Origin of the sequence: Hydrogenophaga aromaticivorans (assembly GCF_013387465.1) — a bacterium.
Lineage (GTDB): Bacteria > Pseudomonadota > Gammaproteobacteria > Burkholderiales > Burkholderiaceae_C > Hydrogenophaga > Hydrogenophaga aromaticivorans.
Window position 1 is genome coordinate 235,180 of the sequence record NZ_VYGV01000006.1, and the last position, 26,172, is coordinate 261,351.

Consider the following 26,172-nt stretch of genomic DNA (forward strand, 5'->3'; position numbering starts at 1 on the left):
GAAAACGGTCAAGGGCAGGATCATCGCTTAAAAAAAGCGCAGGCCTCGTGGGCGATGCGTTCGCCGTGCTCCTGGACGAAATGCCCGGCCTGGGGCAGCAGCAGCGGTTCAGGGCAATTGCGGATGTCGCGCTGCAGCGCGCGCATCACCGGCTCGCCCAGCACCGGGTCCTGCTGACCGATGGCCATGAAGGTCCGGCCCTGCCAGTCGTGGCGCCAGAACTCGCGGGCCTGGCGCGAGACTTCTGCGCCATCGTCATCGGGCTGTTCGGGCACCATCGCCGGGAAGGCGCGCAGCGCGGCGCGGTGGCCCCGGTCCGGAAAGGGTGCGTTGTAGGCCGCGCATTCCTCGGCGCTCATCTGCGGGTTGCCACGCGCGAAAAGGCGGGCGACGTCGAATTCGGGGTTCTTGGCGCACATCTCTCGCCAGGCCAGGAAGCCGGGCGAGAGCGGGGCATCACCGGTGGCCAGCGTGGTGTTCATCACCAGCAGGCCGCGGTAACGCTCGGGAGCCGCCATGGGCAGCGTCAGGCCGAGCAGACCACCCCAGTCCTGCACCACCAGCACCACGTGGTGCAGATCGAGCCGCTCGACCAGCTCGAGCAGCACCTGCCGGTGCCAGGTGAAGCTGTGGGCGCCCTCCTTCTTGGGCTTGTCGCTCTTGCCAAAACCGATCAGGTCGGGTGCGACCACCCGGGCGCCGCTGGCGGCGAACACGGGGATCATCTTCCGGTACAGGTAGCTCCAGGCCGGGTTGCCGTGCAGGCACAGCCAGGTGATGGGCGCATCGCTGGGACCCAGATCAAGGTAGTGCAGGCGCAGGCCGTTGAGTGACGGCAAGTCGCTGACGTAGTTCGAATCCCACGGGTAATCGGGCAAACCGGCGAAGCGCGTGTCGGGCGTGCGCAGGGCGTCTTCCCGCAACGGATGCGCGGCGCGGCGCTGGTCTTCACGCCGCCGCCGGAAAAAGTCGCTGAGCAGCGCGCCGCACTCGTCGGCCAGCACCCCGCCCTGCACAGTGGTCTGGTGGTTCAGCTGGGGTTCCGCGAACAGGTTGACCACCGAGCCGGCCGCACCGGTCTTGGGGTCGGCCGCGCCAAACACCACGCGCGGCAGCCGCGCATGCAACATGGCTCCGCTGCACATGGCGCAGGGCTCCAGCGTGACGTACAGCGTGCAGTCGTCCAGCCGGTAATTGCCCAGTGCCCGGGCCGCCGCCCGCAGTGCGACGATTTCGGCATGGGCGGTGGGGTCGAGACCGTCGATCGGCGCGTTGCGGCCGGTGGCGATCACGCGTCCGCCCTGCACCACGACCGCGCCCACGGGCACCTCCCCGGCCTGGGCCGCCCGCTGCGCCTCGGCCAGGGCCTCACGCATGAAATGGTGATCGGGAACGGCGGTGTCGGGCATGCGGCGAGTGTAGGTCAGGGTCTGCCGGCTCTGGCATGATCGTGGGTTCTTCTGGTTTACCCTGATGTCAAACGCCCACCAACGCCGCTGGGAGCTGGACGCCCTGCGCGGCCTCATGCTCGTCCTGATGACGCTGACCCACATGCCGACGATGTACTCGTTGCCATCGGGCCAGCCATTCGGCTTTGTCTCGGCCGCCGAGGGCTTCGTCTTCCTGTCGGCCTACATGGCCGGCCGCGTGTACGGAGGCCGGGCCCGGCGCGATGGCCTGCCGGCCATGCAGGCCGCCTTCCACAGCCGCGCGCTCAAACTCTACCTGTGCCAGGTCGGCCTGTTGCTGCTGGCGTTCACGCTGATCGCCTGGCTCGGCGTGTACAACCAGCAAGGTGGAGTGACGGGGCTGCTGGAGTTCTTTTTCATCGATCCCGGCACCGCGGTGGTGGCAGCGGTCCTGCTGCTGCACAACCCGCCACTGCTGGACATCCTGCCGCTGTACATCGCCCTGATGCTGCTGAGTCCCTGGTTGCTGCGCCGTGGCCTGCAGCGGGGTTGGCACGGCGTGCTGGCGGTCAGCGCCCTGCTCTGGCTGGCACAACAATGGGGGCTGGGTCAGGCGCTGTACGAGGGGTTCGTCCAAGGCACCGGTTTTTCCGTGCCCTACAAAGACATGGGCGCCTTCCATGGGTTTGCCTGGCAGGCGCTGTGGGTGGCCGGCCTGTGGCTCGGCGCGCGGCAGCAGCCGTTGCCACGTTTCCCGTGGTGGCTGCTGGTACCGGCGACGCTCTATGCAGCGGGCATGCTGTTGTGGCGCCACATGGTGGGCCAGGACCCGATGCCCGGTGTGCCCGCGGTCGGCCAGTTGCTTGACAAATGGTCGCTCGGGCCGCTGCGGGTTCTGAACTTTGCCAGCGTGTTTGTCTTGCTGGTGTCGGCGGGCCCCTGGTTGAAACGGGTGCTGCCTCGCCCCTTGCCACTGGAACTGCTGGGGCGCAACTCGCTGTCGGTGTTTTGTGCACACGTGGTGATCGCGCTCTTCACCCTCGCCTTTTTCGGATCCACCGAGGTCGTGAGGCCCTGGACCACCGATGTCGCGCTGCTGGCCAGCGCATTTGCCGGTCTGTTGGCGGTGGCGATGGCCGTGGAGACCCTTGAGCGCACCGGCTGGCGCCCTGCGCTGGTGTGGCCTTCAGGGCCGCAGGTGCGCTGAAACGATCTGGCGCCAGAGGCCATAGCCCTCGGCACTCAGGTGAAGCTGGTCGCGCACATACAGTTCGGCTCTCGGCCGGCCGTCGTTGTCCAGCATGGCGGTGTGCACATCGATGTAGTCGAGGTCGTCATGAGCCAGCACATGGGTCTGGATCAGCAGGTTGGCTTCGCGCATCGTCATCATGTGCGCCAGCCGCGAGGGGCTGGGCTTGATCGACAGGTAGGCGATCCGCGTGTTCGGCAGCGCGGTCTGTACCAGCTGCACGAACCGCACAAAGTGGGTCAGCAGGTCCTGCGGTCCGGCACCCTCGGTCAGATCGTTTTCACCCGCGTAGAGCACCACCAGCCGCGGCCGGTAAGGCAACACCAGGCGATGCACCAGGTCGGCGCAGTCCGACAGGCGCGAGCCGCCAAAGCCGCGCCGGATCACCACCGACTGCTCGGGGAAGGTGTATTCCAGGCCGGTCCACATCCGGACCGACGAACTGCCCACGAACAGCACCCCCCCGGGTGCCGGCAGCTGTTGCCGGTCGGCCGCGGCGAAGGCGTCAAGTTCGGCCTTCCAGCGCAGTTCGGCCGGTGAGCCGCTCTGGGCCCACGCCCGGGCCCAGGACGTGGCCGCCAGCCCTGCCACGAACACGCGGCGGTTGATCCGGCCCCTCATGGACGCAAAGGCCAGGTACCCAAGCATTCGTAGTAGCCATCGCCAACGTGGCTGTCAATCAACGCGAATTCGGTGGCCGTCCAGCGAACGGGTTCGATGGCCTGCGCGGGGACGAGCTTGCGGTCGTACAGCAGGGTCATGTGAGGATTGAAACCATGGTTCGCCGGCAAGGGCAAACCGGCTCGGCGAACTTCCAGGTGCAGCAGCTTGTGCAGTCGATGCAGGTCGGTCAGGGAACGGTGGTCCGAATGCCACAAGACGACCGGATTGGTGCCTGCGCGATGGATGTCAAAGCTCTGCACCCGATCAAACACCACCTCAAATCTTGGAGCGTCCACGCGTGCCGCGATGAACCGTGCCGCATCAACCGTCAGGGGCGAAACATCCGGCGCCACGGCATGCAGGGACACGTGCAATCTGTCCGCGCCGATCAGATTGCCCGTCAACCCGTGGGTACTGCGCAATTGCACGGCAGCCCGGTTGACCTGTTCGGCGACTGCCGGAGGCGGCATGAGTGCGAAGAACAGGTTGTGCCGCCCGTGCACTGGCGGGGCCTCCACGGGGTCAAGCAAAGACAACTGGTGACTCATGGCCCCAAAAATACCACCGACGGTGGTCTCGGCGGAAGATGTCCCTTGACACATGGTTTCATGTTCCGCGAGACGGTATCGCGTCGCTCACTCCCACTCGATGGTGGCCGGCGGCTTCGAGCTGACGTCGTAGGTCACGCGGTTGATGCCGCGCACCTCGTTGATGATCCGGCTGGACACCTTCTTGAGCAGCGCATAAGGCAGCTCGGCCCAGTCGGCGGTCATGAAGTCGCTGGTCTGCACTGCGCGCAGCGCCACCACGTAGTCGTAGGTGCGGCCGTCGCCCATTACGCCCACGCTCTTGACCGGCAGGAACACGGTGAAGGCCTGACTGGTCAGGTCGTACCAGCTCTTGCCGCTGATGGGATCGAGGGTGGAGCGCAGTTCCTCGATGAAAATCGCGTCGGCCCGGCGCAGCAGGTCAGCATATTCTTTCTTGACCTCGCCCAGGATGCGCACGCCCAGACCGGGGCCGGGGAACGGGTGGCGGTACACCATGTCGTGCGGCAAGCCGAGCGCCACGCCGAGTTCACGCACCTCGTCCTTGAACAGATCGCGCAGCGGCTCCAGCAATTTCAGGCCCAGCTGCTCGGGCAGGCCGCCCACGTTGTGGTGGCTCTTGATGGTCACGGCCTTCTTGCTCTTGGCGCCACCGGACTCGATCACATCCGGGTAAATAGTGCCTTGTGCCAACCACTTGGCGCCTTTTGTTGATGCACCACTTGAGATCAGTTTGGCGGCTTCGGCCTTGAAGACCTCGACGAATTCGCGGCCGATGATCTTGCGTTTGGCTTCCGGATCGCTCACGCCGGCCAGGTGGCCGAGGAACTGGTCGGCCGCATCGACACGGATGACCTTGGCGTGCAGCTTGCCGACGAACATGTCCATCACCATGTCGCCCTCATTCAGGCGCAGCAGGCCGTGGTCGACGAACACGCAGGTCAGCTGGTCGCCGATGGCGCGGTGAATCAGGGCCGCGGCCACCGAAGAATCCACGCCGCCGGACAGACCGAGGATGACCTCTTCGTCGCCCACCTGGTCGCGGATCTTCTGCACCGCCTCTTCGATGTGGTCGCGCATCACCCAGTCGGCCCGCGTTTGGCAGATGTCGAGCACGAAGCGCTCCAGCAGCGCCCGTCCTTGCACCGTGTGCGTCACTTCAGGGTGGAACTGCACGGCGTAGTAGCCGCGATCGACGTCGGCCATGCCGGCGATGGGGCAGCTGTCGGTGCTGGCCATGAGCTTGAACCCCGCTGGCATCTCGGTGACCTTGTCGCCGTGGCTCATCCAGACCTTGAGCATGCCGTGGCCTTCCGGGGTGTGGAAGTCGGCGATGTCTTTCAGCAACGGTGTGTGGCCACGCGCGCGCACTTCGGCGTAGCCAAACTCGCGCGTGGTGCCCGCCTCGACCTTGCCGCCCAGCTGCTGCGCCATGGTCTGCATGCCGTAGCAGATGCCCAGCACCGGCACGCCCAGTTCAAACACCGCATCGGGCGCCTTGTCGTCCACCTCGTAGACGCTGGCATGGCTGCCCGAGAGGATCACGCCCTTGAGCTGGCCGTCGGCGGCGAACTCGCGCACCCATTCGCTGCTCACATCGCAAGGGTGCACCTCGCAGTACACATGCGCCTCGCGCACGCGGCGGGCGATGAGCTGGGTGACCTGGGAACCAAAATCGAGTATGAGGATTTTCTGGTGTTGCATGGCGGTCGGTGGACTTCAGAAAAAAACAAAGGTCGCCTTGTAAGACGACCCGTGGTGGCGAGAGGCTGCCCCAACCCAGGGCACCGCGGAACCGGCTTTGCCGGGCCGCCAGTGCCGCCCCTTGGGGGGTGACGCCGCAGGCGGCGCGGGGGGAGCCTTATTCCGCCCGGTAGTTGGGCGCCTCTTTGGTGATCTGCACGTCGTGCACATGGCTCTCGCGGATACCGGCCGAGGTGATCTCGACGAACTCCGCCTTGTGGCGCATGTGTTCGATGCTGGGGCAACCGCAGTAGCCCATGGAGGCGCGCAGGCCGCCGGCCATCTGGAAGATGATGGAGACAACCGAGCCCTTGTAGGGCACGCGGCCTTCGATGCCCTCGGGCACCAGTTTGTCGGCGTTCGGATTGCCGGTGCTGGACTCCTGGAAGTAGCGGTCGGCGCTGCCCTGCTGCATGGCACCAATGGAGCCCATGCCGCGGTAGCTCTTGTAGCTGCGGCCCTGGTACAGCACGATCTCGCCCGGCGCTTCTTCGGTGCCGGCGAACATGCCGCCCATCATCACCGTGTTGGCGCCTGCCGCGATGGCCTTGGCGATGTCGCCGCTGTAGCGGATGCCACCGTCGGCGATCATCGGCACGCCCGTGCCCTGCAGGGCGGTCGCCACGTTGTCGATGGCCATGATCTGGGGCACGCCCACACCGGCCACGATGCGGGTGGTGCAGATCGAACCCGGGCCGATGCCGACCTTGACTCCGTCAGCGCCGGCTTCCACCAGCGCCATGGCCGCACCGCCGGTGGCGATGTTGCCGCCGATCACGTCCACCTGCGGGTAGTTCTGCTTGACCCAGCGCACGCGGTCGATCACGCCCTTGCTGTGGCCGTGGGCCGTGTCCACCACGATGGCGTCCACACCGGCTTTCACCAGCGCTTCAACGCGTTCTTCGGTGCCTTCACCCACACCCACCGCCGCGCCCACGCGCAGCCTGCCCGACGCATCGCGCGCGGCATTGGGAAAGTTGAGCTGTTTGGTGATGTCCTTCACCGTGATCAGACCCTTGAGCTCGAACGCCTCGTTGACCAGCAGCAGGCGTTCCAGCTTGTGCTTGTTGAGCAGGGTCTTGGCCTCGGCCGGCGTGGTGCCGTCGGGCATGGTGATCAGGCGCTCACGCGGCGTCATGATCTCGCTCACGGGCAGGTCGTAACGGGTTTCGAAGCGCAGGTCACGGCCGGTGACGATGCCGACCACACGGCCCGCCTCCACCACCGGGAAGCCCGAAATGCCCAAGTCATCCGACATCTTCATGACCTGACGGATCGTGGTCTGGGGCGTGATCACCACCGGATCGCGCAACACGCCCGACTCGTAGCGCTTGACTTTGGCCACGTGGGCGGCCTGCTCCTGCGGCGTGAGGTTTTTGTGGATGATGCCGATGCCGCCTTCCTGGGCAATGGCAATCGCCAGCCGGGCCTCGGTCACGGTGTCCATCGCGGCCGACACCAGAGGCAGGTTCAGCTTGATGTTGCGGGAGAACTGGGTGGCGAGGGAGGTGTCCTTGGGAAGGACCTGGGAGTAAGCTGGCACCAGCAACACGTCGTCGAAGGTGAGCGCTTTGCCGAGTAGGCGCATGGGGTAAAGCTCCAAAAACACTATTGTATCCGGGCGCCCGGCGGCACCGGGGAGCGCCGATGGCTTCGCACGCAGCACCTGAGCGTGGCAAAAATGCCTCTGCAGCATCAACTCGATCGCTGGCGCGGCAGGCCAGACATGCTGCGCGCCAGCTGGGGAAGTAAACTGGCCGAATGGAACACTCAACCTCTTCCCTGTCCGGCGTCTTCAAGTTCGCGCTCGCCGCGCTGACGGTTTTGGCTTGCAGCAGCGCGCCCGCGCAATGGCTGTGGATTGATGCCTCCGGCAACAAGGTGTTCAGCGACACCGCCCCGGCACCCGAGGTGCCAGAAAAAAACATTCTGAAGCGGCCGGGCACGCGCAGCGCCCCCGCAGCGGTGGAGGCCGACTCCGCAGCCGCTGCGCCCCAGGCGGCCCCACCCTTGAGCCCGCCCAAACCCAGCGGGCGCGACGCGGCGCTGGAAGCCAAGAAAAAACAGGCTGAAGAAGCCGAATTGGCGAAGAAAAAAGCCGAGGCTGAAAAAGTTGCCAAGGCACGGGCAGAAAACTGCGATCGGGCCCAGCGTGCCAAAGCGACGTTGGATTCAGGCGTTCGTGTGGCAACCACCAACGCCAAGGGTGAACGGGAGATCATGGACGACAAGGCCAGGGCTTCCGAAACCCAACGGCTCAACGAAATCATCCGCGCCGATTGTGGTCCGGCTCCCCAGGCACAGTAAGACCGCTGTGGAGAGTGGAATCGGCCTTCCGGGGACGGGTCAGTAGCCCGCTTTGGAGCCCGGCCTGCGCCGTGCAAACAGGCCGGTGCCCCGAGCGCCCTGCCCCACGAAGCGTTCCCGGCGCGCCACCTTCGGATCCACCCGGAGCGCGCGGTACACCTCCACCCGATCGCCCTCCCGGAGTGCCATGGACGGCGTGGCCTTGTGCCCCCAGATGCCCAGTGCCAGGGGCTCACGCCGAATGTCCGGGAACTGGGCCAGCCAGCCGCTTTGCTCCAAGGCCTGGGCGATGCTGCAGCCGTCGGTCACCTGCAACGCCAGCTGATGCACCTTGCGGGGCGCACTGGCGTAGACCAGCGTGATGTTCATGCGCCGTACACCTGGTCGGCGCGCTTGACGAAGGCGTCCACCAGATTGCCCGCGATCTTGTCAAACACCGGACCCACCAGCTTGGCCAGTGTCTGGCTTGAGAAACCGTAGGTGAGGCGAAACGCCACCTTGCAGGCCTTTTCGGTCCCGTCACCCAGCGGCGTGAAATCCCAGCAACCCTCCAGGTGTGAGAACGGTCCGTCCACCAGCTCCATCAGCACCTGGCGGTCGTCCACATGGGTGTTGCGAGTCGTGAAACTGTGGCGCAGGCCGCTGATGGATATGCCCACTTTGGCCACCATGCCTTCTTCGCCGCGTTCAACCACTTCACCGTGGTCGCACCAGGGCAAAAACTGCGGATAGTGGTGCACATCGGTCACCAGCGCGAACATCTCGTGGGCGCTGTGCCAGAGCAAAACAGACTTTTGAATCGTTTTCATACAATCAGGCGGGCATTTCAGGCAAGCCGCCAACAATGACATGCCGCCCGGCAGCTTCTTCGCTGCCATTGTATTGGCCAGAAACGGCCGCAACTGACACTCCATGGCCACCAAACCCAGTAAAAGCGCGCCCACCAAGGGCGTCGACAGCCGCATTGCCGACAACAAAAAGGCGCTCTTCAACTACGCGATCGAGGAGCGTTTCGAGGCCGGCATGGTGCTCGAAGGTTGGGAGGTCAAAGCGCTGCGCGAGGGCAAGGTGCAGCTGACCGATGGTTATGTCGTCATCCGCGAAGGCGAACTGTTCCTGATCGGCTGCCAGATCAACCCGCTCAACACGGCCTCGACCCACGTCAGCCCGGACTCGGTGCGCACCAAGAAACTGCTGCTGCACCGCGACCAGATCAGCCGCCTCATCGGCAAGATCGAGCAGAAGGGCTACACCCTGGTGCCGCTCAACCTGCACTGGAAAAACGGCAAGGTGAAGTGTGAAATGGCACTGGCCAAGGGCAAGGCCGAACACGACAAGCGCGACACCATCAAGGAGCGCGAAGGCAAGCGCGAGGTCGAACGGGCGATGAAGAGCCGCAGCCGCTGAGACCGGGCGGTCGATCAATGGCGTATGCCGATGAACTCAGGAGGAAGGCGCCTTTGAAATACCTGTTCATCCACCAGAACTTTCCGGGTCAATTCCGGCATCTGGCGCCTGCGCTGGCCGCGCAACCAGGCAACCAAGTCGTGGCGCTGATGGTGCAACCCAAGGGCGAGCCGCAGACCTGGCGTGGGGTGCGGGTGCTGCCCTACCCGCTTCAGGGCGCGAACACGCTGGGGCTACACCCTTGGCTGGTCGATATCGAAACCAAGACGCTGCGGGCCACGGCCTGCTGGCAGGCGGCACGATCGCTGCGCAACCAGGGCTTTGTGCCCGACGTGATCGTGGCACACCCGGGATGGGGTGAACCATTGTTCGTGAAGCAGGTCTGGCCCCGGGCCCGGCTGGGCTTGTACGCCGAGTTTTTCTACCAGCTCGACGGCGCCGACGTGGGTTTTGACCCCGAGTTCGCGCCGCCCGATGCGGAAGCCGATGCCTGCCGTCTGCAGATGAAAAACCTCAACCACCTGGCCCACCTGGACCAGGCCGATGGGGCCTTGAGCCCGACCCACTGGCAGGCCGCCACCTTTCCCCCGACCTGGCGCGACCGCATCTGCGTGGCGCACGACGGCATTGACACCGACGTGCTGTGCCCCGACCCCGATGCGCGTTTTCCGTTGCCGGGCGGTGCGCGGGCGCTGACCCGTGACGACGAGGTGATCACCTATGTGGCGCGGAATCTGGAACCCTATCGCGGCGTTCATGTGCTCATGAGGGCCTTGCCCGCCTTGTTGCGCGAGCGACCGAACGCGCAGGTGCTGCTGGTGGGCGGCGAAGAGACGGGCTATGGGGCCGCTGCCCCTGCCGGGCGCACCTGGCGGGAGGTGTTCTGCAGCGAAGTGAAAGACCAGATCCCTGAAACGGACTGGGCCCGGGTGCACTTTCTCGGGCGGCTGGAACGCGAGGCGTTCACACGGCTGCTGCAGGTGTCGCGGGTGCATGTGTACCTGAGCTACCCTTTTGTGCTGAGCTGGAGCCTGCTGGAGGCCATGAGTGTGGGCGCTGCGATCGTGGCCAGCGACACCGCGCCGGTGCGCGAGGTGATCGCGCCAGGTGAAACTGGACGCCTCGTGGATTTTTTCGATGGAACGGGGTTGGTTCGATCCATTGGCTCGCTGCTGGACGATGCCGCAGAACGCCAGCGGTTGGGGACCGCAGCGCGCGCCTTCGCGCGATCCCACTACGATCTCAGCCGCGTGTGCCTGCCGCAACAGCTGGCCTGGGTGCACAGCCTGTCTGCCGGGCTCTGATGGTTCGGCCAGGCGGCCGCGTCCGAGCCATGCCTCCGATCAGCTCAGTGACCGCAGCGGGTGTGCGTGCGCAGGCCAGGGGCTGACGAAGAACGGCGCAACCATCTCGGGCGTCACGTCTTCAACGCGGGCGGGGTTCCAGCGCGGGCTGTGGTCCTTGTCCACGGCCAGCGCGCGGATGCCCTCCACCGTTTCACTCGCCGCGCCAGGACGCAGCTGGAAACAATGGCGCACCATGTCACGCTCCAGGCGCAAGGCGTCGGCCAGGCCCATGCGACGAGCCCGGCGCACCTGCTCCAGCACCACATGCAGCATCAGCGGCGAGCGCTTGTTCAACATCGCCAGTGTCTGGGCCGCCCAATCGCCTGGAGTCGCGGCCAGTGCTGACACAATCGCCCCCACGCTGGGCAGCGAAAACACCCGGTCGATCTCGGCCAACGGCCAGACCACCCGGGTGAAAACCTTTTGTTCGTGGTTGCGGCACCAGCGCTCGACAGCCTCTCCGCTTTCAAACGGCGTCTGACCCAGCGTCTCCCACAAACCGGTCAGGCGGCCGCTGTCCATCAAGGCGTCGGCCAGGCCCATGCTCATGGCTTCGGTGCCACCCAGCACGTGTCCCGTGAGCCCGAGGTATTCACCCAGGCGCCCGGGGCAACGGCTCAGGAAATAGCCACCACCCACGTCAGGAAACAGGCCGATACCGGTTTCGGGCATGGCCAGTTTGCTGCGCTCGGTGACGATGCGCAGGCTGGCGCCCTGGCTGATGCCCATGCCGCCGCCCATGACGATGCCGTCCATGAGGGCGATATAGGGCTTGGGATAGGTGTGGACCAGGTGGTTGAGCGCGTACTCTTCGGTGAAGAAGTCCTCCAGCTCGGGGTTGCCGGCCAGCGCTGCCTGATGGAAAAAACGGATGTCGCCACCCGCACAGAAGGCCCCGAACGGGCCTTCCCTGCCCATGCCGCGCACCACCACGGCCAGCACATGGGTGTCGTCGCGCCAGGCGATCAGGGCGGCGGTGATGTCGCGGATCATGCCCAGCGACAACGCATTGAGCGCCTTGGGCCGGTTCAGCGTGATGCAGCCGACGCGGCCACGGACTTCGGTGATGACGTGCTTTTCAACGGGCGTCTGGCTCATGGCGGTGTTTCCTGGAGAAATCAATGCGGCGTGGCGCCGCTTTCGTCGGGTTGGGTCGGCATTGGTCTGGCGTTGCGGTCGCGCCAAGCCAGGAGTTCGTTGAGCAGCAGCGCCACGATGACCACACTACCACCCAACAACACTTCGTGCCCGGGGGTCTCGTTGGCCCAAAGCCAGGCCCAGACGATGCCGAAGATCACCTCCAGCAGCGCCAGCAGCGAGACCTCGGGCGCCTTGAGCGAGCGAGCGCAGACCACGGCCAGGGCGCAGGGAATGGCCAGTTGCACCAAGCCCAGCAGGGCCAGCCAAGCCACGTCGGTGCCCGTCGCCGCAAAGGGGGCGGCCAACGGCAGGGTCACCAGCGAGGAAATGACCGCTCCCAGCAGGACCGAGGGCACGAGGTCAATCTGCTGTCCATGCGACTGGCTGCGTTGCACGACGGTCCAGTTGATGGCGCCGGCGATCGGCACGCAGAGCGACGCGATGGAACCCAGCAGCAGGCCAGAAGCATTGGCTGCGGGGTCTGTGAAAGCACTCAGCATCTGGCTGCCGTACATGTAGGCGATGCCCGCACCGGCGGCCACGATGGCCATCCAGGTGCGCAACGGCAGGCGCTGGCCGATGGCAAAACGCGCCAGCAGTGCGGTGAACAAAGGCCCCACCGACATGATGATCAGCACGTTGGCCACGCTGGTGAAGGTCAGCGCCAGCATGAAAGCGGTGAACATCACGCTCCAGCAAACCCCCGAGACCCAGAAGGCGCGCGAGGCAGGCAGCACACCCCAGTGGCGTTCCAGACTGCCCTGCCCTGCAGGTGCGACGAGCACGCCGGAAGCCCGGTCTGCAGCGCGCCAGACCGGCAAGATGACCAGCAAAGACAGCGCGGTGAACGCACTGCGCCAGAAAGTCACCTCAAAACGGGCCGCCGATTCGAGCTGGCGCGACACCACGCCGGCGATCGACCACATGAGGGTCACCGCGATCATCATGAACACCGCCTGGGTGTGGCTCAGGCGGCTGAGGGCGCGAAAGGGCATGGCCTGAAACAACAACACGGCGCCAGGCCGTGTTGCTGAAACATCAGTCGCGGTTGCGCTTGCGGTCGCTTTCTTTCAGGAAGCGCTTGCGCAGACGGACCGACTTAGGCGTGATTTCAACCAGCTCGTCGTCTTCGATGAACTCGACACCGTATTCCAGGTTCAGGTCGATCGGCGGCGTGATCTTGATCGCATCTTCCTTGCCGGAGACGCGGAAGTTGGTCAGCTGCTTGGTGCGCGTGGCGTTGACCACCAGGTCGTTGTCGCGGCTGTGGATGCCGACGATCATGCCTTCGTACACCGGGTCACCGGCCTTCACGAACATGCGGCCGCGGTCGTCCAGCTTGCCCAGGGCGTAGGTGAAGATTTCACCATCGTCCATGGAGATCAGCACGCCGTTCTTGCGGCTGGCGATGTCGCCCTTGTGTGGTTCGTAGCTGTCGAAGATGTTGGAGATCAGGCCGGAACCGCGGGTCAGGTTCAGGAATTCGTTGGTGAAACCGATCAGGCCACGGGCCGGGATGCGGTATTCAAGGCGCACGCGGCCACGGCCGTCCGGCTCCATGTTGACCAGCTCACCCTTGCGTTCGCCCAAGGCCTGCATCACGCCACCCTGGTGCTGCTCTTCGATGTCGGCCGTCACCAGCTCGATGGGCTCATGCCGCACACCATCCACATCACGGAACACCACGCGCGGCTTGGACACAGCCAGCTCGTAGCCTTCGCGGCGCATGTTTTCCAGCAGGATGGTCAGGTGCAGTTCACCGCGACCCATCACTTCAAAGATGCCGTCTTCGCTGGTTTCGCTGACGCGCAGCGCCACGTTGGACTGAAGTTCCTTTTGCAGACGGTCCCAGATCTGGCGGCTGGTCACGAACTTGCCTTCGCGGCCTGCCAGCGGGCTGGTGTTGACGCAGAAGTTCATGGTCAGGGTCGGTTCGTCGACCTTGAGCATGGGCAGCGGTGCAGGGTTCAGCGGATCGGTCACGGTCACGCCGATGCCGATGTCGGCAATGCCGTTGATCAGCACGATCTCGCCCGGGCCGGCTTCGGTCGCCTGCACACGGTCCAGACCCTGGAAGGTCAGCACCTGGTTGATGCGGCCCTTGATGGTCTTGCCATCGGGGCCTTCCATCACCAGCACGTCCATGTTGGGCTTGATCGTGCCCTGGCTGATGCGGCCCACGCCGATGCGGCCGACGAAGGTCGAGAAGTCGAGCGCGGAAATCTGCAACTGCAGTGGTGCGGCCGCATCACCCGTTTGTGCGGGCACGTGCTTGAGCACGGTTTCGAACAGGGCCGACATGTCGGGGCCCCATTGCTCACCGGGCGCGCCCTCTTCAAGCGAGGACCAGCCGTTGATGCCGGAGGCGTAGACCACCGGGAAGTCCAGCTGCTCATCGTTGGCACCCAGCTTGTCGAACAGGTCAAAGGCGGCGTTGACCACCTTGTCGGGGTTCGCACCGGGCTTGTCCACCTTGTTGACGACCACGATGGGCTTCAAACCCAGGGCCAGTGCCTTCTTGGTCACGAAGCGGGTCTGCGGCATCGGGCCTTCCTGGGCATCGATCAGCAGCACCACGCCGTCCACCATGGACAAGGCGCGCTCGACTTCACCACCGAAGTCCGCGTGGCCGGGGGTGTCAACGATGTTGATGTGCGTGCCTTGCCAGCTCACGGCGCAGTTCTTGGCCAGGATGGTGATGCCACGCTCTTTTTCAATGGCGTTGTTGTCCATGACCGTGTCGACCACTTTTTCGTGTTCGGCGAAGGTGCCCGACTGGCGCAGCAGCTGGTCCACCATGGTCGTTTTGCCGTGGTCGACGTGGGCGATGATGGCGATGTTGCGGATCTGTTTGCTCATGTTGCGGTTTCCAGGATTTGCTGTATTTCAATGGGGCTCAGCAGCCGCCCCGGGATGAGTTCACCTCCCTCGGTGTGGCCGCTGCCAAGCAGGACCGTCGAGGGGTTTGAGGTTTCGGTGGAGGTCGTCGGCGCCGGGCCGAACACAGCCACCTGGTTCTGATCAGGCCATTCGCCTCGCCGGCGCACACCACTGAGGTAGCGCCCGGCATTGTCGGCGTCCAGCGTGACCGGCACGTGTCCTTCTAGCAAGACCTGGACCGGGGCCAGGTGCGCCAGCCGCTGGTCTTCGGTTTCCGAGGCCAGGGCATCCAGGGTGATGCACTGTGTGGCATCAAAAGGCCCGGTGGCGGTGCGGCGCAGCATGGTCAGGTGCCCGCCACAGCCCAGCGCTTCGCCAATGTCTTCGCCCAGGGTGCGGATGTAGGTGCCCTTGCTGCAGCGCACGCGCAGTTGCAGGCTGGGAGCGTCGCCGTCCAGTTGCATGTCCAGCAGGTCCAGATCGTGAATCACCACCTGGCGCGCTTCGCGCTCGACCGTCTGGCCCTCGCGGGCGTACTCGTACAGCGGCTTGCCGTCTTTCTTCAGCGCACTGTGCATGGGTGGCACCTGCGCAATCGGGCCCATGAAGCGGTCGAGCACCTCGACCACCTGACCCGCGGTACAGGTCACAGGCCGGGTTTCGATCACGTCCCCTTCTGCGTCACCGGTGCTGGTTTTTTGCCCCAGGCGCACGGTGGTTTCATAGGTCTTGTCCGCGTCGAGGTGCAACTGGCTGAACTTGGTGGCAGCACCAAAACACAGGGGCAGCACACCAGTGGCCAGTGGATCGAGTGTGCCGGTGTGGCCGGCTTTTTCCGCGCGCAGCAACCACTTGGCCTTCTGCAAAGCCTGGTTGCTGGAGAGACCCAGCGGTTTGTCTAACAACAGCACCCCGTGCACAGGGCGCCGTTGCACCCTGGTGCTTTGGCGCTGCATGCTCATTCCTCGTCTTTGGAACGCGACGCCACCGCCTTGGAGATCAAGGCGTTCATGTCTGACGCGCGCTCGGTGGTGCGGTCAAAGATGAAGTGCAGCGTGGGCACGGTGTGGATGTGCAGCCGCTTGAAAAGCCCGCTGCGCAGGAAACCGGCAGCCGCGTTCAGGCCCTGCTGGGTTTCCTCGGGGTCGCCGGTCAGCAGGCTGAAGAACACCTTGGCGTGCGCGTAGTCGGGCGTGACCTCGACCGCGTTGATCGTGATCATACCCACCCGGCGGTCCTTCAGCTCGCGCGCGATCAGCTCGGCCAGATCGCGCTGGATCTGGTCGGCCACGCGGAAACCGCGGTTGGGAGTGGAAGACTTCTTGACAGCCATACAGTGTTCGAAACGTGCCCCGATCAGAGGGTACGCGCCACTTCCTTGATCTCAAAGAACTCGAGCTGATCGCCCTCTTTGATGTCGTTGTAATTCTTGAGCTTGATACCGCACTCGAAGCCTTCCTTGACTTCGCGCACGTCGTCTTTCAGACGCTTCAAGGTGTCGATCTCGCCGGTGTAGACCACCACGTTTTCGCGCAGCAGACGGAAGTGTGCGTTGCGGGTGACCTGGCCCGAAGTGACCATACAACCCGCCACCGTACCGATCTTGGACGCGACAAACACGGTGCGGATCTCGGCCGAACCGATGATCTCTTCGCGCTTCTCGGGCGCCAGCATGCCGGACATGGCCGCTTTCAACTCATCGACGGCGTCGTAGATGATGTTGTAGTAGCGCAGATCCACGTCGTTGCCTTCGGCCAGCTTGCGCGCGCCCACATCGGCTCGCACGTTGAAGCCGATGATCACGGCCTTGGACGCGATGGCCAGGTTGACGTCGGACTCGCTGATGCCGCCCACGCCGGAGAACACCAGCTGCACCTTGACCTCGTCGGTCGACAGCTTGAGCAGCGAAGCGCCCAGGGCTTCCTGGGAACCCTGCACATCGGCCTTGACGATGATGGGCAGGACCTTGACCTCGCCCGCCGACATGTCGGTGAACATGTTCTCCAGCTTGGCGGCCTGTTGCCGGGCCAGCTTGGTGTTGCGGAACTTGCCGGCACGGTATGTGGCGATCTCGCGCGCACGGCGCTCGTCGGTCATCACCATGAAGTCGTCACCGGCCTGCGGAACTTCCGACAGACCCTGGATTTCCACCGGAATGGAGGGACCCGCGGACTTGATGGTCTTGCCGTTTTCGTCCAGCATGGCGCGCACGCGGCCCGAGGTCTGACCGACCAGGATCACGTCGCCGGTCTTGAGCGTACCGCTCTGAACCAGCACCGTGGCCACGGCGCCGCGGCCTTTGTCCAGACGCGCTTCGATCACCAGACCCTTGGCCATGGCATCGACCGGCGCCTTGAGTTCCAGCACTTCGGCCTGCAGCAGCACCTGCTCCAGCAAAGCGTCCACGCCCTCGCCGGTCTTGGCCGACACGTTCACAAAGGGCACGTCGCCGCCAAACTCCTCGGGCACGACTTCTTCGGCCACCAGCTCGGAACGCACCTTTTCCAGGTTGACGCCGGGTTTGTCGATCTTGGTGAGGGCGACCACCATGGGGACGCCTGCCGCTTTCGCGTGCTTGATGGCTTCCTTGGTCTGAGGCATGACGCCGTCATCGGCTGCACACACCAGAATCACGATGTCGGTCGCCTGCGCACCACGGGCCCGCATGGCGGTGAACGCCTCGTGACCCGGGGTATCGAGGAACGAGATCACGCCGCGCGGGGTTTCCACGTGGTAAGCACCAATGTGCTGCGTGATGCCGCCCGCTTCGCCCGCCGCCACCTTGGCGCGGCGGATGTAGTCCAGCAACGACGTCTTGCCGTGGTCCACGTGGCCCATCACGGTCACGACCGGCGCACGCGGCAGCAGCTCGGCTTCCAGTTGTGCGGTGTCTTCGTCCGTGAAGGCTTCCGGGTCGTCCAGTGCGGCAATGATGGCCTTGTGACCCAGTTCTTCCACCAGAATCATGGCGGTGTCCTGGTCCAGCGGCTGGTTGATGGTGACCATCTGGCCCAGCTTCATCAACTGCTTGATGACCTCGGACGACTTCAGGCTCATCTTGTGCGCCAGTTCGGCGACCGTGATGGTCTCCGGCACGTGCACCTCGATGACCTTGAATTCGGTCGGCGCCACGAAACTGCTCTGACCCGTGTCACGGCTGTCGCGGTCGCTGCGACGGCCACCACCACGCGGACCACCGCGCCAGTTGGAACGCCCGGCGCTGGTGTCGCCGCGGGTCTTGATTTCCTTCTTCTTGGCCGCGTCGTCTTTCCAGGTGGAAGACAGGTTTTCGGACTTGACTTCTTTCTTGCCCGCCGCACCCGCGACAGACGCCACAGCGGCGGTCGTGCCCACGGGTTTGGCACCGGGTGTGCCAGCGGGCTTGTGCAGCGTGCCCTTGATGGCCTTGGGATCCGGCGTGGGCTCAGGCTTCTTGGCCACCATCGTCTTGGCCGGTGCAGCCATCATGGCGCGGATGTTGGCGGCTTCGGCTTCCGCCTTGCGGCGACGCTCGATCAGGTCCTGGGCGCGCAGGTCGTCGGCCTTCTGGACCTCGGCCTTCTTGTCGGCCAGCACACGGGCGGCAGATTCACGCTCCAGCGACGCGGCCTGGGCTTTTTCGTGCTCGACGATGCGGGCTGCAGCGCTGCCAGCGGCATCGACGGGGGTTGCTGCGGGTTGAACGGCTTCGCGTTCGGCGCGCGCCGCGGCCTCGGCCGCTTCGGCAGCCACCCGGTCCTGTTCGGCTTTGGCCGCGCGGGCTTCTTCGGCTTCGCGCTGCTGGCGTTTCTGCAACAGCTCTTCTTCCTGGCGACGCAGCAACTCGGCCTGGTGGCGTGCATCCTCTTCGCGACGGGCCAATTCGGCCTCATCGATGACGGGGACGGCAGGCGCCTGTGGCTCGGGCACGACTTCCGGTGCAATCACATCGTCGTCGCGCTTCACGAAGGTGCGCTTCTTGCGCACCTCGACCTGGATCGTGCGGGCACGACCGGTGGCATCGGCCTGCTTGATTTCACTGGTCGATTTCTTGACCAAGGTGATTTTCTTGCGCTCGCCACCCGAGGTGCCATGGCTGGCCTTGAGGTGACCCAGCAGCTTCTGCTTGTCGGACTCGGTGACCGGGTCGGTCCCCGCGTTTTTGGGCACCCCGGCTGAGGAGAGTTGCTCCAGCAGCGATGAGGTGGTCTTGTTCAGCTCGGCAGCCAATTCGGCGACAGTGGTACTGGTCATAGGTGTTTTTTCTCCGCTCTGGCCTGCTCGGTTCAGTTGGATGCAGGCGTTTCGTCACTGTTGAACCAGTGAGCGCGGGCCAACATGATCATCGCCGTGGCCTCTTCAGGCGTCTGGCCGGTCAGGTCGGTCAATTCGTCGGTGGCCAGGTCGGCCAGTTCGTCACGGGTGTGCACGCCGCCATCGGCCAGCTTGGCCACCAGCTCGGGGGTCATGCCTTCGAGGTCGCGCAGATCCTGCGAGACTTCCTCGACGCTTTCTTCCCGGGCAATTTCCATGGTCAGCAGGGCATCCTTGGCACGGGTGCGCAGTTCGTTCACGGTGTCTTCATCGAACGATTCGATCTCGAGCATTTCCTGCAGCGGCACATAGGCCACTTCTTCGAGGCTGGTGAAACCTTCCTCGATCAGGATGTCGGCGATTTCCTGGTCCACGTCCAGCTTGGCCATGAAGATCTTGCGGATGCCGTCGGCTTCTTCTGCCTGCTTCTGCGCCGACTCGTCGGCGGTCATGATGTTGATGCGCCAGCCGGTCAGCTCGGAGGCCAGACGCACGTTCTGTCCACCACGGCCGATGGCGATCGCGAGGTTTTCTTCATCCACCACCACGTCCATGGCGTGGCGTTCTTCGTCCACCACGATGGAGACCACGTTGGCCGGTGCCAGCGCGCCGATGACGAACTGGGCCGGGTCTTCGGACCACAGCACGATGTCGACACGTTCACCGGCGAGTTCGTTGGTCACGCCGTTGACACGCGAACCGCGCACGCCAACGCAAGTGCCGATGGGGTCGATGCGTTTGTCGTGCGATTGCACGGCGATCTTGGCGCGCGAACCGGGATCGCGGGCGCAGGTCTTGATCTCCAGCAGCCCCTGTTCGATCTCGGGCACCTCCTGGCGGAAGAGTTCGATCATGAACGATGGTGCCGAACGCGACAGCAGGATGGGCGCGCCACGCAGCGTCAGGTCCACATCCATGATCATGGCGCGCACACGGTCACCGGTCCGGAAATTTTCTTTCGGGATCATCTCGCTGCGCTTCAAACGGCCTTCGACACGGCCGCTTTCGATGATGAGATCGCCCTTGTCCATGCGCTTGACGGTACCGACGAAGATCTTGTCGCCACGCGACATGAAGTCGTTGAGCAGCATCTCGCGCTCGGCGTCGCGAATCTTCTGCAGGATCACCTGCTTGGCGGCCATGGCGCCGATGCGGCCGATGGGTACGCTTTCAACCGGCTTCTCGATGAAGTCGCCTTCTTCGATGTCGGGAATTTCATCGCGCGCATCGGACAGCAGCTCTTCGGCATCGGGATTTTGCAGACCCGCTTCGTCGGGCACGACAAGCCAGCGGCGGAAGGTCTCGTAAGAACCATCGTCCGGACTCATGGCCACGCGGATGTCCACGTCGCCCTTGTAGAGTTTTTTGGTGGCCGAGGCCAGCGCCAGTTCCACAGCGCTCAGCACAATGTCACGTTCGACATTTTTCTCGCGCGAGATGGCATCGATCAGCATCAACATTTCGCGGTTCATATCACTCGCCCACCTTTCCGAAGCTCTTTTCCAGAGTCACAAACAATTTTTTGCATGAATGGATCGCACAACAACAACTTCAAACCGGATCCGATCCGTCTGAAGCTGTCTGACGACCCTTGAAATTCACAATGGGCGCCAACCGGGCCTGCTGGACATCGTCCAGCACAAAGCCCAGCGCCTGCAGCGGCGGCGGCACACGCTTCTTGCTCACGCGCTGCCCCGGCTTGGGTTCGGGCGCATCGCTCCAGACCAGTTGCCAGGACACCCCATCAGCGGCCCGCTCCAGCGTGCCGCGAAACTTTTTACGACTGGCCGAAATGCCCGAATCCGTGGCGCCGATCGGCGCCTTCAGCGTAAGGTCAACCACGTGACCCTCAAAACGGATGTAATCCACTTCGTGACGGAGCGGACGGTCAATGCCCGGCGAACCCACTTCCAGCCGGCGGTACTCAAGACCTTCGACTTCCAGCAGATAGTGCAGCTGGCGCGTCACCTTCTCGCAATCTTCCACCGTCACGAACTGGGGCGCCGGTGCGGGCTGGCCCGCTTCTGGCGGTTGCCAGGGCAGATCGATCGTGACGCGCAACAAACCACCGGCGGAACGCTCCAGATCCACCAGGTCAAAACCCAGTCCAGTGACGGTTTGCGTGACGGTTTCTTGCCAGGCCATTGGTGCGGTATCTGCCTTGTTCGGTGTTGGTTGGAAAAGCGTTCGGCCAAAAAAAATGGGCCGGTAGTAACCCGCCCATTTGGTCGTGAAGCTCGCATTGTAACCTGTCTGGGACCCCTATTGCAATATCCGAGCCACCGACGCCATCAAATACCCAACACCCATTGAATGATGTTTTTGGCGACGAAACCCAGCATGCCCAGCGAGAGCACCAGAAACAGGATGAAGGAGCCGAATTTACCCGCCTTGGACTCCAGCGCGAGGTTGAACACAATGAAAAGCATGTAGAGGATGAACGCGCCGACGCCGAAGGTCAGCCCGAACTGGGCGATCTGGCCCTCGGTGTAGCCGAAAAGGGTGGTTTCCATGAAAAAGTGCCGCGTTGCGGCTCAGGCGGCTGGCGCCGTGGGGCTAGAAGTAGAAGTTTCGGGGCAGAGATCGCGGTAGGCGTGCCAGCTGGCATGGGCCACCAGGGGGATGACCACGATCAGGCCCAGCAAGGCGGTGATCAGACCCATGCCGAAGAGCATGCCGATCAGCACCGCCCACCAGACCAGCGGCCCGGGATGATCGGCCACGGCGCGCCAGCTCGCGGTCACCGCCATGCTGACGGGCACGCTCTTGTCCACCAGCATCGGAATGGCGACCACGCTGGAGGCGAAAACCGGCGCTGCGAGCAGCGAACCCATGAGGAGCCAGACTTCAAACAGCCCCGGCTCCCTTACCAGCACCACGTGCTTCAAAAAATCCATCGGCTTGTTGATCGGCACTTCAGACCACAAGGTGATCAGGCCGGCCGAGGTCAAGACCCAGCCCGTGCCCGCCAGCCCCAGCAGCAGGCCAAAGCGCACCAGACGCCCGTCAAACGAGCGCCAGAGCGCCAGCACATCGCCCAGACCCGCCATGCGCCCGGCGGCCCGTTCGCGGCTGACGTGGTACAGGCCGGTCGCCAGCACCGGGGCGACGATCAGGAAACCGGAAAACGCCCCCGCGAGCAGCCAGAACTTTTCGCGCGCGGCCCACATCAGCAACCAGCCGAACAGGGTGATCAGCGCGCCGTGGACCAGGCCGGGCACAGGGTTGGCCCGCAGATCGTCCCAACCTTTTTCAATCCAGCGGACAGGCGAAATCATGTCGACGGGCACGACGGCGTTTGGGGAAGGCGCTGGCGGTAGGGTCTGGGTCATGGAGGTGGAATGGGTTCGCGCTCAGACGCGCCACGGCGGCCTGGGACGGCGGGTGATGTTAATTCATGCCCGACCCGCAGCTCAGGCGGCCGCCCTCACCAGGGCCTGGGTGTAGGGATGCTGCGGGTGCTGCAGCACCCGCTCCACGCTGCCTTGTTCCAGCAGGGCACCGTCTTTCATCACCACCACCTCATGGGCCATGGCGGCGATGACGTCGACATCGTGCGTGATCAGCAGGTAGCTCAGGCCGCGCTCGCGCTGCAAGCGCTGCAGCAAGGCGAGCACCTGTTTCTGCACGGTCACGTCCAGCGCGCTGGTGGGCTCGTCCAGCACCAGCAGTTGAGGCCCCACGATGAGTGCGCGCGCAATGGCGAGACGCTGGCGCTGGCCGCCGGAAAACTCGTGCGGGTAGCGCTGCAGCCAGTCACCGCCATGGCGGGGGTCGTCCACCAGGCCGACATCGGCGAGCGCAATGACCACCCGCTCCCGGCGCTGGGCGGAGGACAGCCCGGGTTCGTGAACCAGCAGGCCTTCGCCCACGATCTGCTCCACCGTCATGCGCGGCGACAGCGAAGAAAACGGGTCCTGAAAGACGACCTGGATGCGCTGGCGCAGGGCGCGGCTCTGACCCGTTTTCTGGGCATCGCTCCAGTCGGTCCCGGACACCCGCAGGCTGCCCCCGTGCGGCAACAGGCCCAGCGCGGCCAGCGCAAGCGTGGACTTGCCGGAGCCCGACTCGCCGATCACGCCCAGCGTGCGCCCGGGAGGAATGTCGAGATCGGCGCCCTGCACCGCCACGAAATCGCCCTTCTTGAACCAGCCGCGCAGACCCGGCAGCGGCACCGGGTAGCTCACGCGCAGGCCACGCGCCTGCAGCACCGGCTCACCCGCCTCAGCCGGCGCTTCCACCACGTCACGCCCGGGTTTGCTCGTCAGCAGCATGCGGGTGTAGGCGTGCTGCGGCGAGGCGAACACTTCCGCCACGCCGCCCTGCTCCACCAGATGACCGCGTTCCATCACCGCCACGCGGTCGGCGAAACGCCGCACCAGGTTCAGGTCGTGCGTGATCAGCAACACCGCCATGCCGTGCTGGCGCTGCAGATCGGCCAGCAGGTCGAGGATCTGGCCGCGCAGGCTCACGTCCAGCGCGGTGGTGGGCTCGTCTGCGAGCAGCAATTTCGGGTTACTGGCCAGCGCCATGGCAATCATGGCGCGCTGGCGCTGGCCGCCGCTGAGCTGGTGCGGGTAGGCGCCCGCGCGGCGGGCCGGCTCTGGGATGCCGGTGGAGGCCAGCAGCTCCACGGTGGCCGACCGGGCCTGGCCCGCCGTCAACCCCTTTTTCAGCTGCAGCACTTCGGCGATCTGGTCGCCCACCGTGTAGAGCGGGTTGAGCGCTGTCATGGGCTCCTGGAAGATGACGGCCACCTCGTCGCCGCGCACGCCGCGCAACTGGTGCTCGCTCATCTGCAGCAGGTCGCGCCCCGCCAGCAGCGCCGAACCGCTGACCTCGGCGTTGTGCACCAGGCGCAGCAGTGAGAGCGCCGAGACCGTCTTGCCCGAACCGGACTCACCCACCAGGGCCAGCTTTTCGCCCGCAGCGATCGAAAAATCGATGCCATGCACCACCGGCTGGCCGTTGAAGGCCACCTGCAGGTTCTGCACCTGGAGCAGCGGCGCCGTCATGTTTCAGCCTTCCGCGGGTCGAGCGCGTCGCGCAGGGCATCGCCCATGAAGGTGAGCAGCAACAGCGTGATCACCAGCACGGCGAAGGTGGACATGGAAATCCACCAGGCGTCGATGTTGTTCTTGCCCTGGCTGAGCAGTTCGCCCAGCGACGGCGTGCCGGGCGGCACGCCCAAGCCCAGAAAGTCCAGCGAGGTCAGCGCCAGGATGGCCGCGCTCATGCGGAACGGCAGGAAGGTGACCACCGGCGTGAGGCTGTTGGGCAGCACATGGCGCCAGATGATCTGCGCGTTCGACAGGCCCAGCGCGCGCGCCGCGCGCACGTAGTCCAGCTGGCGGTTGCGCAGGAACTCGGCACGCACGTAGTCGGACAGGCCCATCCAGCCGAAGAGGCTGAGCAGGATCAGCAGCAGGCTGATGCTGGGAGCGAACACGGCGGAGAAGATGATCAGCAGGTAGAGCTCGGGCATCGAACCCCAGATTTCGATGAAGCGCTGGAAGGCCAGGTCGGTCTTGCCGCCGAAAAAGCCCTGGATGGCGCCGGTGATCACGCCGAGGACGACGCCGATGAAGGTGAGTGCCAGCGCAAACAGCACGCTGACCCGGAAGCCGTAGATCAGCTGGGCCAGCAGGTCGCGCCCGCGGTCGTCGGTGCCGAGCCAGTTGTCGAGGGTCGGGGCCGAAGGATTGGGCTCTTTCGCGAAGTAGTTGAGCGTCTTGGGGCCATAGGGGTTGGGCGCGTAGACCGCCCAGTTGTTTCCGCGGGTCAGTTGCTCGCGGATGAACGGGTCGAGGTAATCGGTGGTGGTCTCAAAGTCGCCGCCGAAAGTGGTTTCCGGGTAGTCCTGCACCATGGGGAAATAGGTGCTGCCCTCGTAGCGCACGATCAGCGGCCGGTCGTTGGACAGCAGCTCGGCAAACAGGCTGGCGACCACCAGCACGCAGAAGACCACCAGGCTCCAGTAACCCAGGCGGTTGCGCTTGAAGCGCTGCCAGGCGCGGCGGGACGGGGAGAGGGATGCGACGGCCATCAATCGAACTTCACCCGGGGATCGACCCAGAGATAACAGAGGTCCGACACCAGCTTGGTCACCAGCCCGATCAGCGTGAACAGGAACAAGGTGCCCAGCACGACGGGGTAATCGCGCCGGATCACGCTTTCATAACTCAGCAGGCCCAGGCCATCGAGCGAGAACAGGGTTTCAATCAGCAGCGAGCCGGCAAAAAAGGCCCCAATGAAGGCCGATGGAAACCCGGTGACGATGGGGATCAGCGCGTTGCGGAAGACGTGCTTCCACAACACCTGGCGCTCGCTCAGGCCCTTGGCGCGCGCCGTCATCACGTACTGCTTGCGGATTTCTTCCAGGAACGCGTTTTTCGTGAGCATCGCCGTGACCGCAAAACTCCCGAGCACCATGGCCGTTAGCGGGAGGGTGATGTGCCAGAGGTAGTCCAGGATGCGCGCGCCCCAGCTCAGTTCGTCCCAGTTCGATGAGGTGAGTCCGCGCAGCGGAAACCACTGCAGCTGTCCGCCAAAGATCACCAGCAGCGCCACGCCCAGAACGAAGCCGGGAATGGCATAACCGACCAGCACCAGCAGCGTGGTGACCAGATCAAAACGGGAGCCGGCGCGAACCGCCTTGGCCACGCCCAGCGGCACCGCCACGAGGTAGCTGATGAAAAAAGTCCACATGCCGAGACTGATGGACACCGGCAGCTTCTCGACGATAAGTTCGGACACCGCCTTGTTCTGGAAAAAACTGGTGCCCAGATCGAAGCGCGCGAACTGCCCGAGCATCTGGAAAAAACGCTCGTGCGCCGGCTTGTCAAAGCCGTACAGCGCCTTGATCTGCTCCAGCCGCTGCGGGTCCACGCCCTGTGCGCCCCGGTACACCGAGCCGCCTTCCGCCCCACCGCCCTGCCCTGTGCGCGCCTCGGCCAGGTACTGGTCCACCGGCCCGCCCGGCACGAACTGGATCACCAAGAAGGTCAGCAGCAAGACCCCGAACAGCGTCGGGATCATGAGCAGGAGGCGTTTGAGGATGTAGACCCACATGGTCAGTTTGTAACCGATGAAGGAGCTGTACCCGCATGTATCCGAAGCGCGTCACGCCAACCGGGAACGCCGCGGAACCGGCTTTGCCGGGCCGCTGGCGTTGCCCCCTTGAGGGG

General features: G+C 64.6%; 24 protein-coding genes. 4 read left to right on the plus strand and 20 right to left on the minus strand.

Annotated features, from left to right (window positions below; translation table 11 throughout):
* Positions 1–20: 20 nt before the first annotated feature.
* Entirely contained in the window at positions 21–1,409 is a 1,389-nt protein-coding gene (gene tadA, locus F3K02_RS05475) for a tRNA adenosine(34) deaminase TadA (protein WP_177134113.1), read from the minus strand.
* Positions 1,410–1,473: 64 nt separating this feature from the next.
* Here tadA and opgC point away from each other — a divergent pair, with 64 nt between their 5' ends.
* Entirely contained in the window at positions 1,474–2,616 is a 1,143-nt protein-coding gene (opgC, locus tag F3K02_RS05480) for an OpgC domain-containing protein (RefSeq protein ID WP_177134115.1), read from the plus strand.
* Here opgC and F3K02_RS05485 read toward each other — a convergent pair.
* The 4 genes from F3K02_RS05485 to guaB form a co-directional block, all read right to left on the minus strand.
* Positions 2,596–3,279 (minus strand): GDSL-type esterase/lipase family protein, encoded by a 684-nt coding sequence (locus F3K02_RS05485; protein WP_218179362.1) that lies wholly within the window; start codon positions 3,277–3,279, stop codon positions 2,596–2,598. The two genes, opgC and F3K02_RS05485, sit on opposite strands and share 21 nt — an antisense overlap.
* The gene (locus F3K02_RS05490; RefSeq protein ID WP_177134119.1) at positions 3,276–3,869 is read right to left on the minus strand and encodes a 2'-5' RNA ligase family protein; all 594 of its coding nucleotides are present in this window, start codon (positions 3,867–3,869) and stop codon (positions 3,276–3,278) included. Before F3K02_RS05490 ends, F3K02_RS05485 begins: the two co-directional genes overlap by 4 nt.
* Before the next feature lie 87 nt (positions 3,870–3,956).
* Positions 3,957–5,573 carry a glutamine-hydrolyzing GMP synthase gene (guaA, locus tag F3K02_RS05495; protein WP_177134122.1) on the minus strand — a complete coding sequence of 539 codons (1,617 nt, stop codon included), beginning with the start codon at positions 5,571–5,573 and terminating at the stop codon, positions 3,957–3,959.
* 157 nt (positions 5,574–5,730) lie between these two features.
* Positions 5,731–7,200 (minus strand): IMP dehydrogenase, encoded by a 1,470-nt coding sequence (gene guaB / locus F3K02_RS05500; protein WP_177134125.1) that lies wholly within the window; start codon positions 7,198–7,200, stop codon positions 5,731–5,733.
* A 422-nt stretch (positions 7,201–7,622) separates the two neighbouring features.
* Between guaB and F3K02_RS27870 the strand changes: the two genes are divergently transcribed.
* Positions 7,623–7,919: a hypothetical protein gene (locus tag F3K02_RS27870; RefSeq protein WP_343067004.1), complete on the plus strand. Its 297-nt coding sequence runs from the start codon at positions 7,623–7,625 to the stop codon at positions 7,917–7,919.
* A 39-nt stretch (positions 7,920–7,958) separates the two neighbouring features.
* On the opposite strand, the gene F3K02_RS05510 is transcribed toward F3K02_RS27870, so the two are convergent.
* Positions 7,959–8,288, minus strand: coding sequence for an RnfH family protein (locus F3K02_RS05510; RefSeq protein WP_177134127.1), 330 nt, complete (start codon positions 8,286–8,288; stop codon positions 7,959–7,961).
* Positions 8,285–8,728: a type II toxin-antitoxin system RatA family toxin gene (locus tag F3K02_RS05515; protein ID WP_177134129.1), complete on the minus strand. Its 444-nt coding sequence runs from the start codon at positions 8,726–8,728 to the stop codon at positions 8,285–8,287. Before F3K02_RS05515 ends, F3K02_RS05510 begins: the two co-directional genes overlap by 4 nt.
* 103 nt (positions 8,729–8,831) lie before the next feature.
* Here F3K02_RS05515 and smpB point away from each other — a divergent pair, with 103 nt between their 5' ends.
* Positions 8,832–9,326, plus strand: a complete 495-nt coding sequence (gene smpB / locus F3K02_RS05520) for an SsrA-binding protein SmpB (protein WP_177134131.1) — start codon at positions 8,832–8,834, stop codon at positions 9,324–9,326.
* Positions 9,327–9,379: 53 nt separating this feature from the next.
* Entirely contained in the window at positions 9,380–10,630 is a 1,251-nt protein-coding gene (locus F3K02_RS05525; RefSeq protein WP_177134133.1) for a glycosyltransferase, read from the plus strand.
* Between the two features lie 39 nt (positions 10,631–10,669).
* On the opposite strand, the gene F3K02_RS05530 is transcribed toward F3K02_RS05525, so the two are convergent.
* The 13 genes from F3K02_RS05530 to F3K02_RS05590 all read right to left on the minus strand — a co-directional run bounded on the left by F3K02_RS05530 (position 10,670) and on the right by F3K02_RS05590 (position 26,056).
* Complete coding sequence (locus tag F3K02_RS05530) at positions 10,670–11,770, minus strand: enoyl-CoA hydratase/isomerase family protein (RefSeq protein ID WP_177134135.1); 1,101 nt, start codon at positions 11,768–11,770, stop codon at positions 10,670–10,672.
* A gap of 20 nt (positions 11,771–11,790) precedes the next feature.
* Positions 11,791–12,807: a DMT family transporter gene (locus F3K02_RS05535; protein ID WP_246309193.1), complete on the minus strand. Its 1,017-nt coding sequence runs from the start codon at positions 12,805–12,807 to the stop codon at positions 11,791–11,793.
* A 43-nt stretch (positions 12,808–12,850) separates the two neighbouring features.
* A complete protein-coding gene (gene typA / locus F3K02_RS05540) occupies positions 12,851–14,671 on the minus strand; it encodes a translational GTPase TypA (RefSeq protein WP_177134137.1) in 1,821 nt (606 codons plus the stop codon).
* Entirely contained in the window at positions 14,668–15,648 is a 981-nt protein-coding gene (gene truB, locus F3K02_RS05545; RefSeq protein ID WP_177134138.1) for a tRNA pseudouridine(55) synthase TruB, read from the minus strand. Before truB ends, typA begins: the two co-directional genes overlap by 4 nt.
* 2 nt (positions 15,649–15,650) lie before the next feature.
* Positions 15,651–16,025, minus strand: a complete 375-nt coding sequence (rbfA, locus tag F3K02_RS05550) for a 30S ribosome-binding factor RbfA (protein ID WP_177134140.1) — start codon at positions 16,023–16,025, stop codon at positions 15,651–15,653.
* A gap of 23 nt (positions 16,026–16,048) precedes the next feature.
* A complete protein-coding gene (gene infB / locus F3K02_RS05555) occupies positions 16,049–18,925 on the minus strand; it encodes a translation initiation factor IF-2 (RefSeq protein WP_177134142.1) in 2,877 nt (958 codons plus the stop codon).
* Between the two features lie 32 nt (positions 18,926–18,957).
* Positions 18,958–20,457: a transcription termination factor NusA gene (gene nusA, locus F3K02_RS05560; protein ID WP_177134144.1), complete on the minus strand. Its 1,500-nt coding sequence runs from the start codon at positions 20,455–20,457 to the stop codon at positions 18,958–18,960.
* Positions 20,458–20,536: 79 nt separating this feature from the next.
* Positions 20,537–21,130, minus strand: coding sequence for a ribosome maturation factor RimP (rimP, locus tag F3K02_RS05565; RefSeq protein ID WP_177134146.1), 594 nt, complete (start codon positions 21,128–21,130; stop codon positions 20,537–20,539).
* A 146-nt stretch (positions 21,131–21,276) separates the two neighbouring features.
* The gene (locus tag F3K02_RS05570; RefSeq protein WP_177134148.1) at positions 21,277–21,498 is read right to left on the minus strand and encodes a DUF2788 domain-containing protein; all 222 of its coding nucleotides are present in this window, start codon (positions 21,496–21,498) and stop codon (positions 21,277–21,279) included.
* Positions 21,499–21,519: 21 nt separating this feature from the next.
* Positions 21,520–22,263 (minus strand): DUF2189 domain-containing protein, encoded by a 744-nt coding sequence (locus F3K02_RS05575; RefSeq protein WP_246309195.1) that lies wholly within the window; start codon positions 22,261–22,263, stop codon positions 21,520–21,522.
* A gap of 135 nt (positions 22,264–22,398) precedes the next feature.
* Positions 22,399–24,000: an ABC transporter ATP-binding protein gene (locus F3K02_RS05580; RefSeq protein WP_177134152.1), complete on the minus strand. Its 1,602-nt coding sequence runs from the start codon at positions 23,998–24,000 to the stop codon at positions 22,399–22,401.
* Positions 23,997–25,031, minus strand: coding sequence for an ABC transporter permease (locus tag F3K02_RS05585; RefSeq protein ID WP_177134154.1), 1,035 nt, complete (start codon positions 25,029–25,031; stop codon positions 23,997–23,999). Before F3K02_RS05585 ends, F3K02_RS05580 begins: the two co-directional genes overlap by 4 nt.
* Complete coding sequence (locus F3K02_RS05590) at positions 25,031–26,056, minus strand: microcin C ABC transporter permease YejB (protein ID WP_177134156.1); 1,026 nt, start codon at positions 26,054–26,056, stop codon at positions 25,031–25,033. Before F3K02_RS05590 ends, F3K02_RS05585 begins: the two co-directional genes overlap by 1 nt.
* Between the last annotated feature and the right edge of the window lie 116 nt (positions 26,057–26,172).

Excerpts from the sequence above, each read along its gene's own strand:
- F3K02_RS05485 (WP_218179362.1), bottom strand. The coding sequence starts at position 3,279 with ATGAGGGGCCGGATCAACCGCCGCGTGTTCGTGGCAGGGCTGGCGGCC.
- F3K02_RS05535 (WP_246309193.1), bottom strand. The coding sequence starts at position 12,807 with ATGCCCTTTCGCGCCCTCAGCCGCCTGAGCCACACCCAGGCGGTGTTC.
- smpB (WP_177134131.1), top strand. The coding sequence starts at position 8,832 with ATGGCCACCAAACCCAGTAAAAGCGCGCCCACCAAGGGCGTCGACAGC.
- F3K02_RS05490 (WP_177134119.1), bottom strand. The coding sequence starts at position 3,869 with ATGAGTCACCAGTTGTCTTTGCTTGACCCCGTGGAGGCCCCGCCAGTG.
- F3K02_RS05530 (WP_177134135.1), bottom strand. The coding sequence starts at position 11,770 with ATGAGCCAGACGCCCGTTGAAAAGCACGTCATCACCGAAGTCCGTGGC.
- rbfA (WP_177134140.1), bottom strand. The coding sequence starts at position 16,025 with ATGGCTGTCAAGAAGTCTTCCACTCCCAACCGCGGTTTCCGCGTGGCC.
- guaA (WP_177134122.1), bottom strand. The coding sequence starts at position 5,573 with ATGCAACACCAGAAAATCCTCATACTCGATTTTGGTTCCCAGGTCACC.
- F3K02_RS05510 (WP_177134127.1), bottom strand. The coding sequence starts at position 8,288 with ATGAACATCACGCTGGTCTACGCCAGTGCGCCCCGCAAGGTGCATCAG.
- F3K02_RS05585 (WP_177134154.1), bottom strand. The coding sequence starts at position 25,031 with ATGGCCGTCGCATCCCTCTCCCCGTCCCGCCGCGCCTGGCAGCGCTTC.
- nusA (WP_177134144.1), bottom strand. The coding sequence starts at position 20,457 with ATGAACCGCGAAATGTTGATGCTGATCGATGCCATCTCGCGCGAGAAA.
- guaB (WP_177134125.1), bottom strand. The coding sequence starts at position 7,200 with ATGCGCCTACTCGGCAAAGCGCTCACCTTCGACGACGTGTTGCTGGTG.
- F3K02_RS05575 (WP_246309195.1), bottom strand. The coding sequence starts at position 22,263 with ATGATTTCGCCTGTCCGCTGGATTGAAAAAGGTTGGGACGATCTGCGG.
- infB (WP_177134142.1), bottom strand. The coding sequence starts at position 18,925 with ATGACCAGTACCACTGTCGCCGAATTGGCTGCCGAGCTGAACAAGACC.
- tadA (WP_177134113.1), bottom strand. The coding sequence starts at position 1,409 with ATGCCCGACACCGCCGTTCCCGATCACCATTTCATGCGTGAGGCCCTG.
- rimP (WP_177134146.1), bottom strand. The coding sequence starts at position 21,130 with ATGGCCTGGCAAGAAACCGTCACGCAAACCGTCACTGGACTGGGTTTT.
- F3K02_RS05515 (WP_177134129.1), bottom strand. The coding sequence starts at position 8,728 with ATGAAAACGATTCAAAAGTCTGTTTTGCTCTGGCACAGCGCCCACGAG.
- typA (WP_177134137.1), bottom strand. The coding sequence starts at position 14,671 with ATGAGCAAACAGATCCGCAACATCGCCATCATCGCCCACGTCGACCAC.
- truB (WP_177134138.1), bottom strand. The coding sequence starts at position 15,648 with ATGCAGCGCCAAAGCACCAGGGTGCAACGGCGCCCTGTGCACGGGGTG.
- F3K02_RS05580 (WP_177134152.1), bottom strand. The coding sequence starts at position 24,000 with ATGACGGCGCCGCTGCTCCAGGTGCAGAACCTGCAGGTGGCCTTCAAC.
- F3K02_RS05570 (WP_177134148.1), bottom strand. The coding sequence starts at position 21,498 with ATGGAAACCACCCTTTTCGGCTACACCGAGGGCCAGATCGCCCAGTTC.
- opgC (WP_177134115.1), top strand. The coding sequence starts at position 1,474 with ATGTCAAACGCCCACCAACGCCGCTGGGAGCTGGACGCCCTGCGCGGC.
- F3K02_RS05590 (WP_177134156.1), bottom strand. The coding sequence starts at position 26,056 with ATGTGGGTCTACATCCTCAAACGCCTCCTGCTCATGATCCCGACGCTG.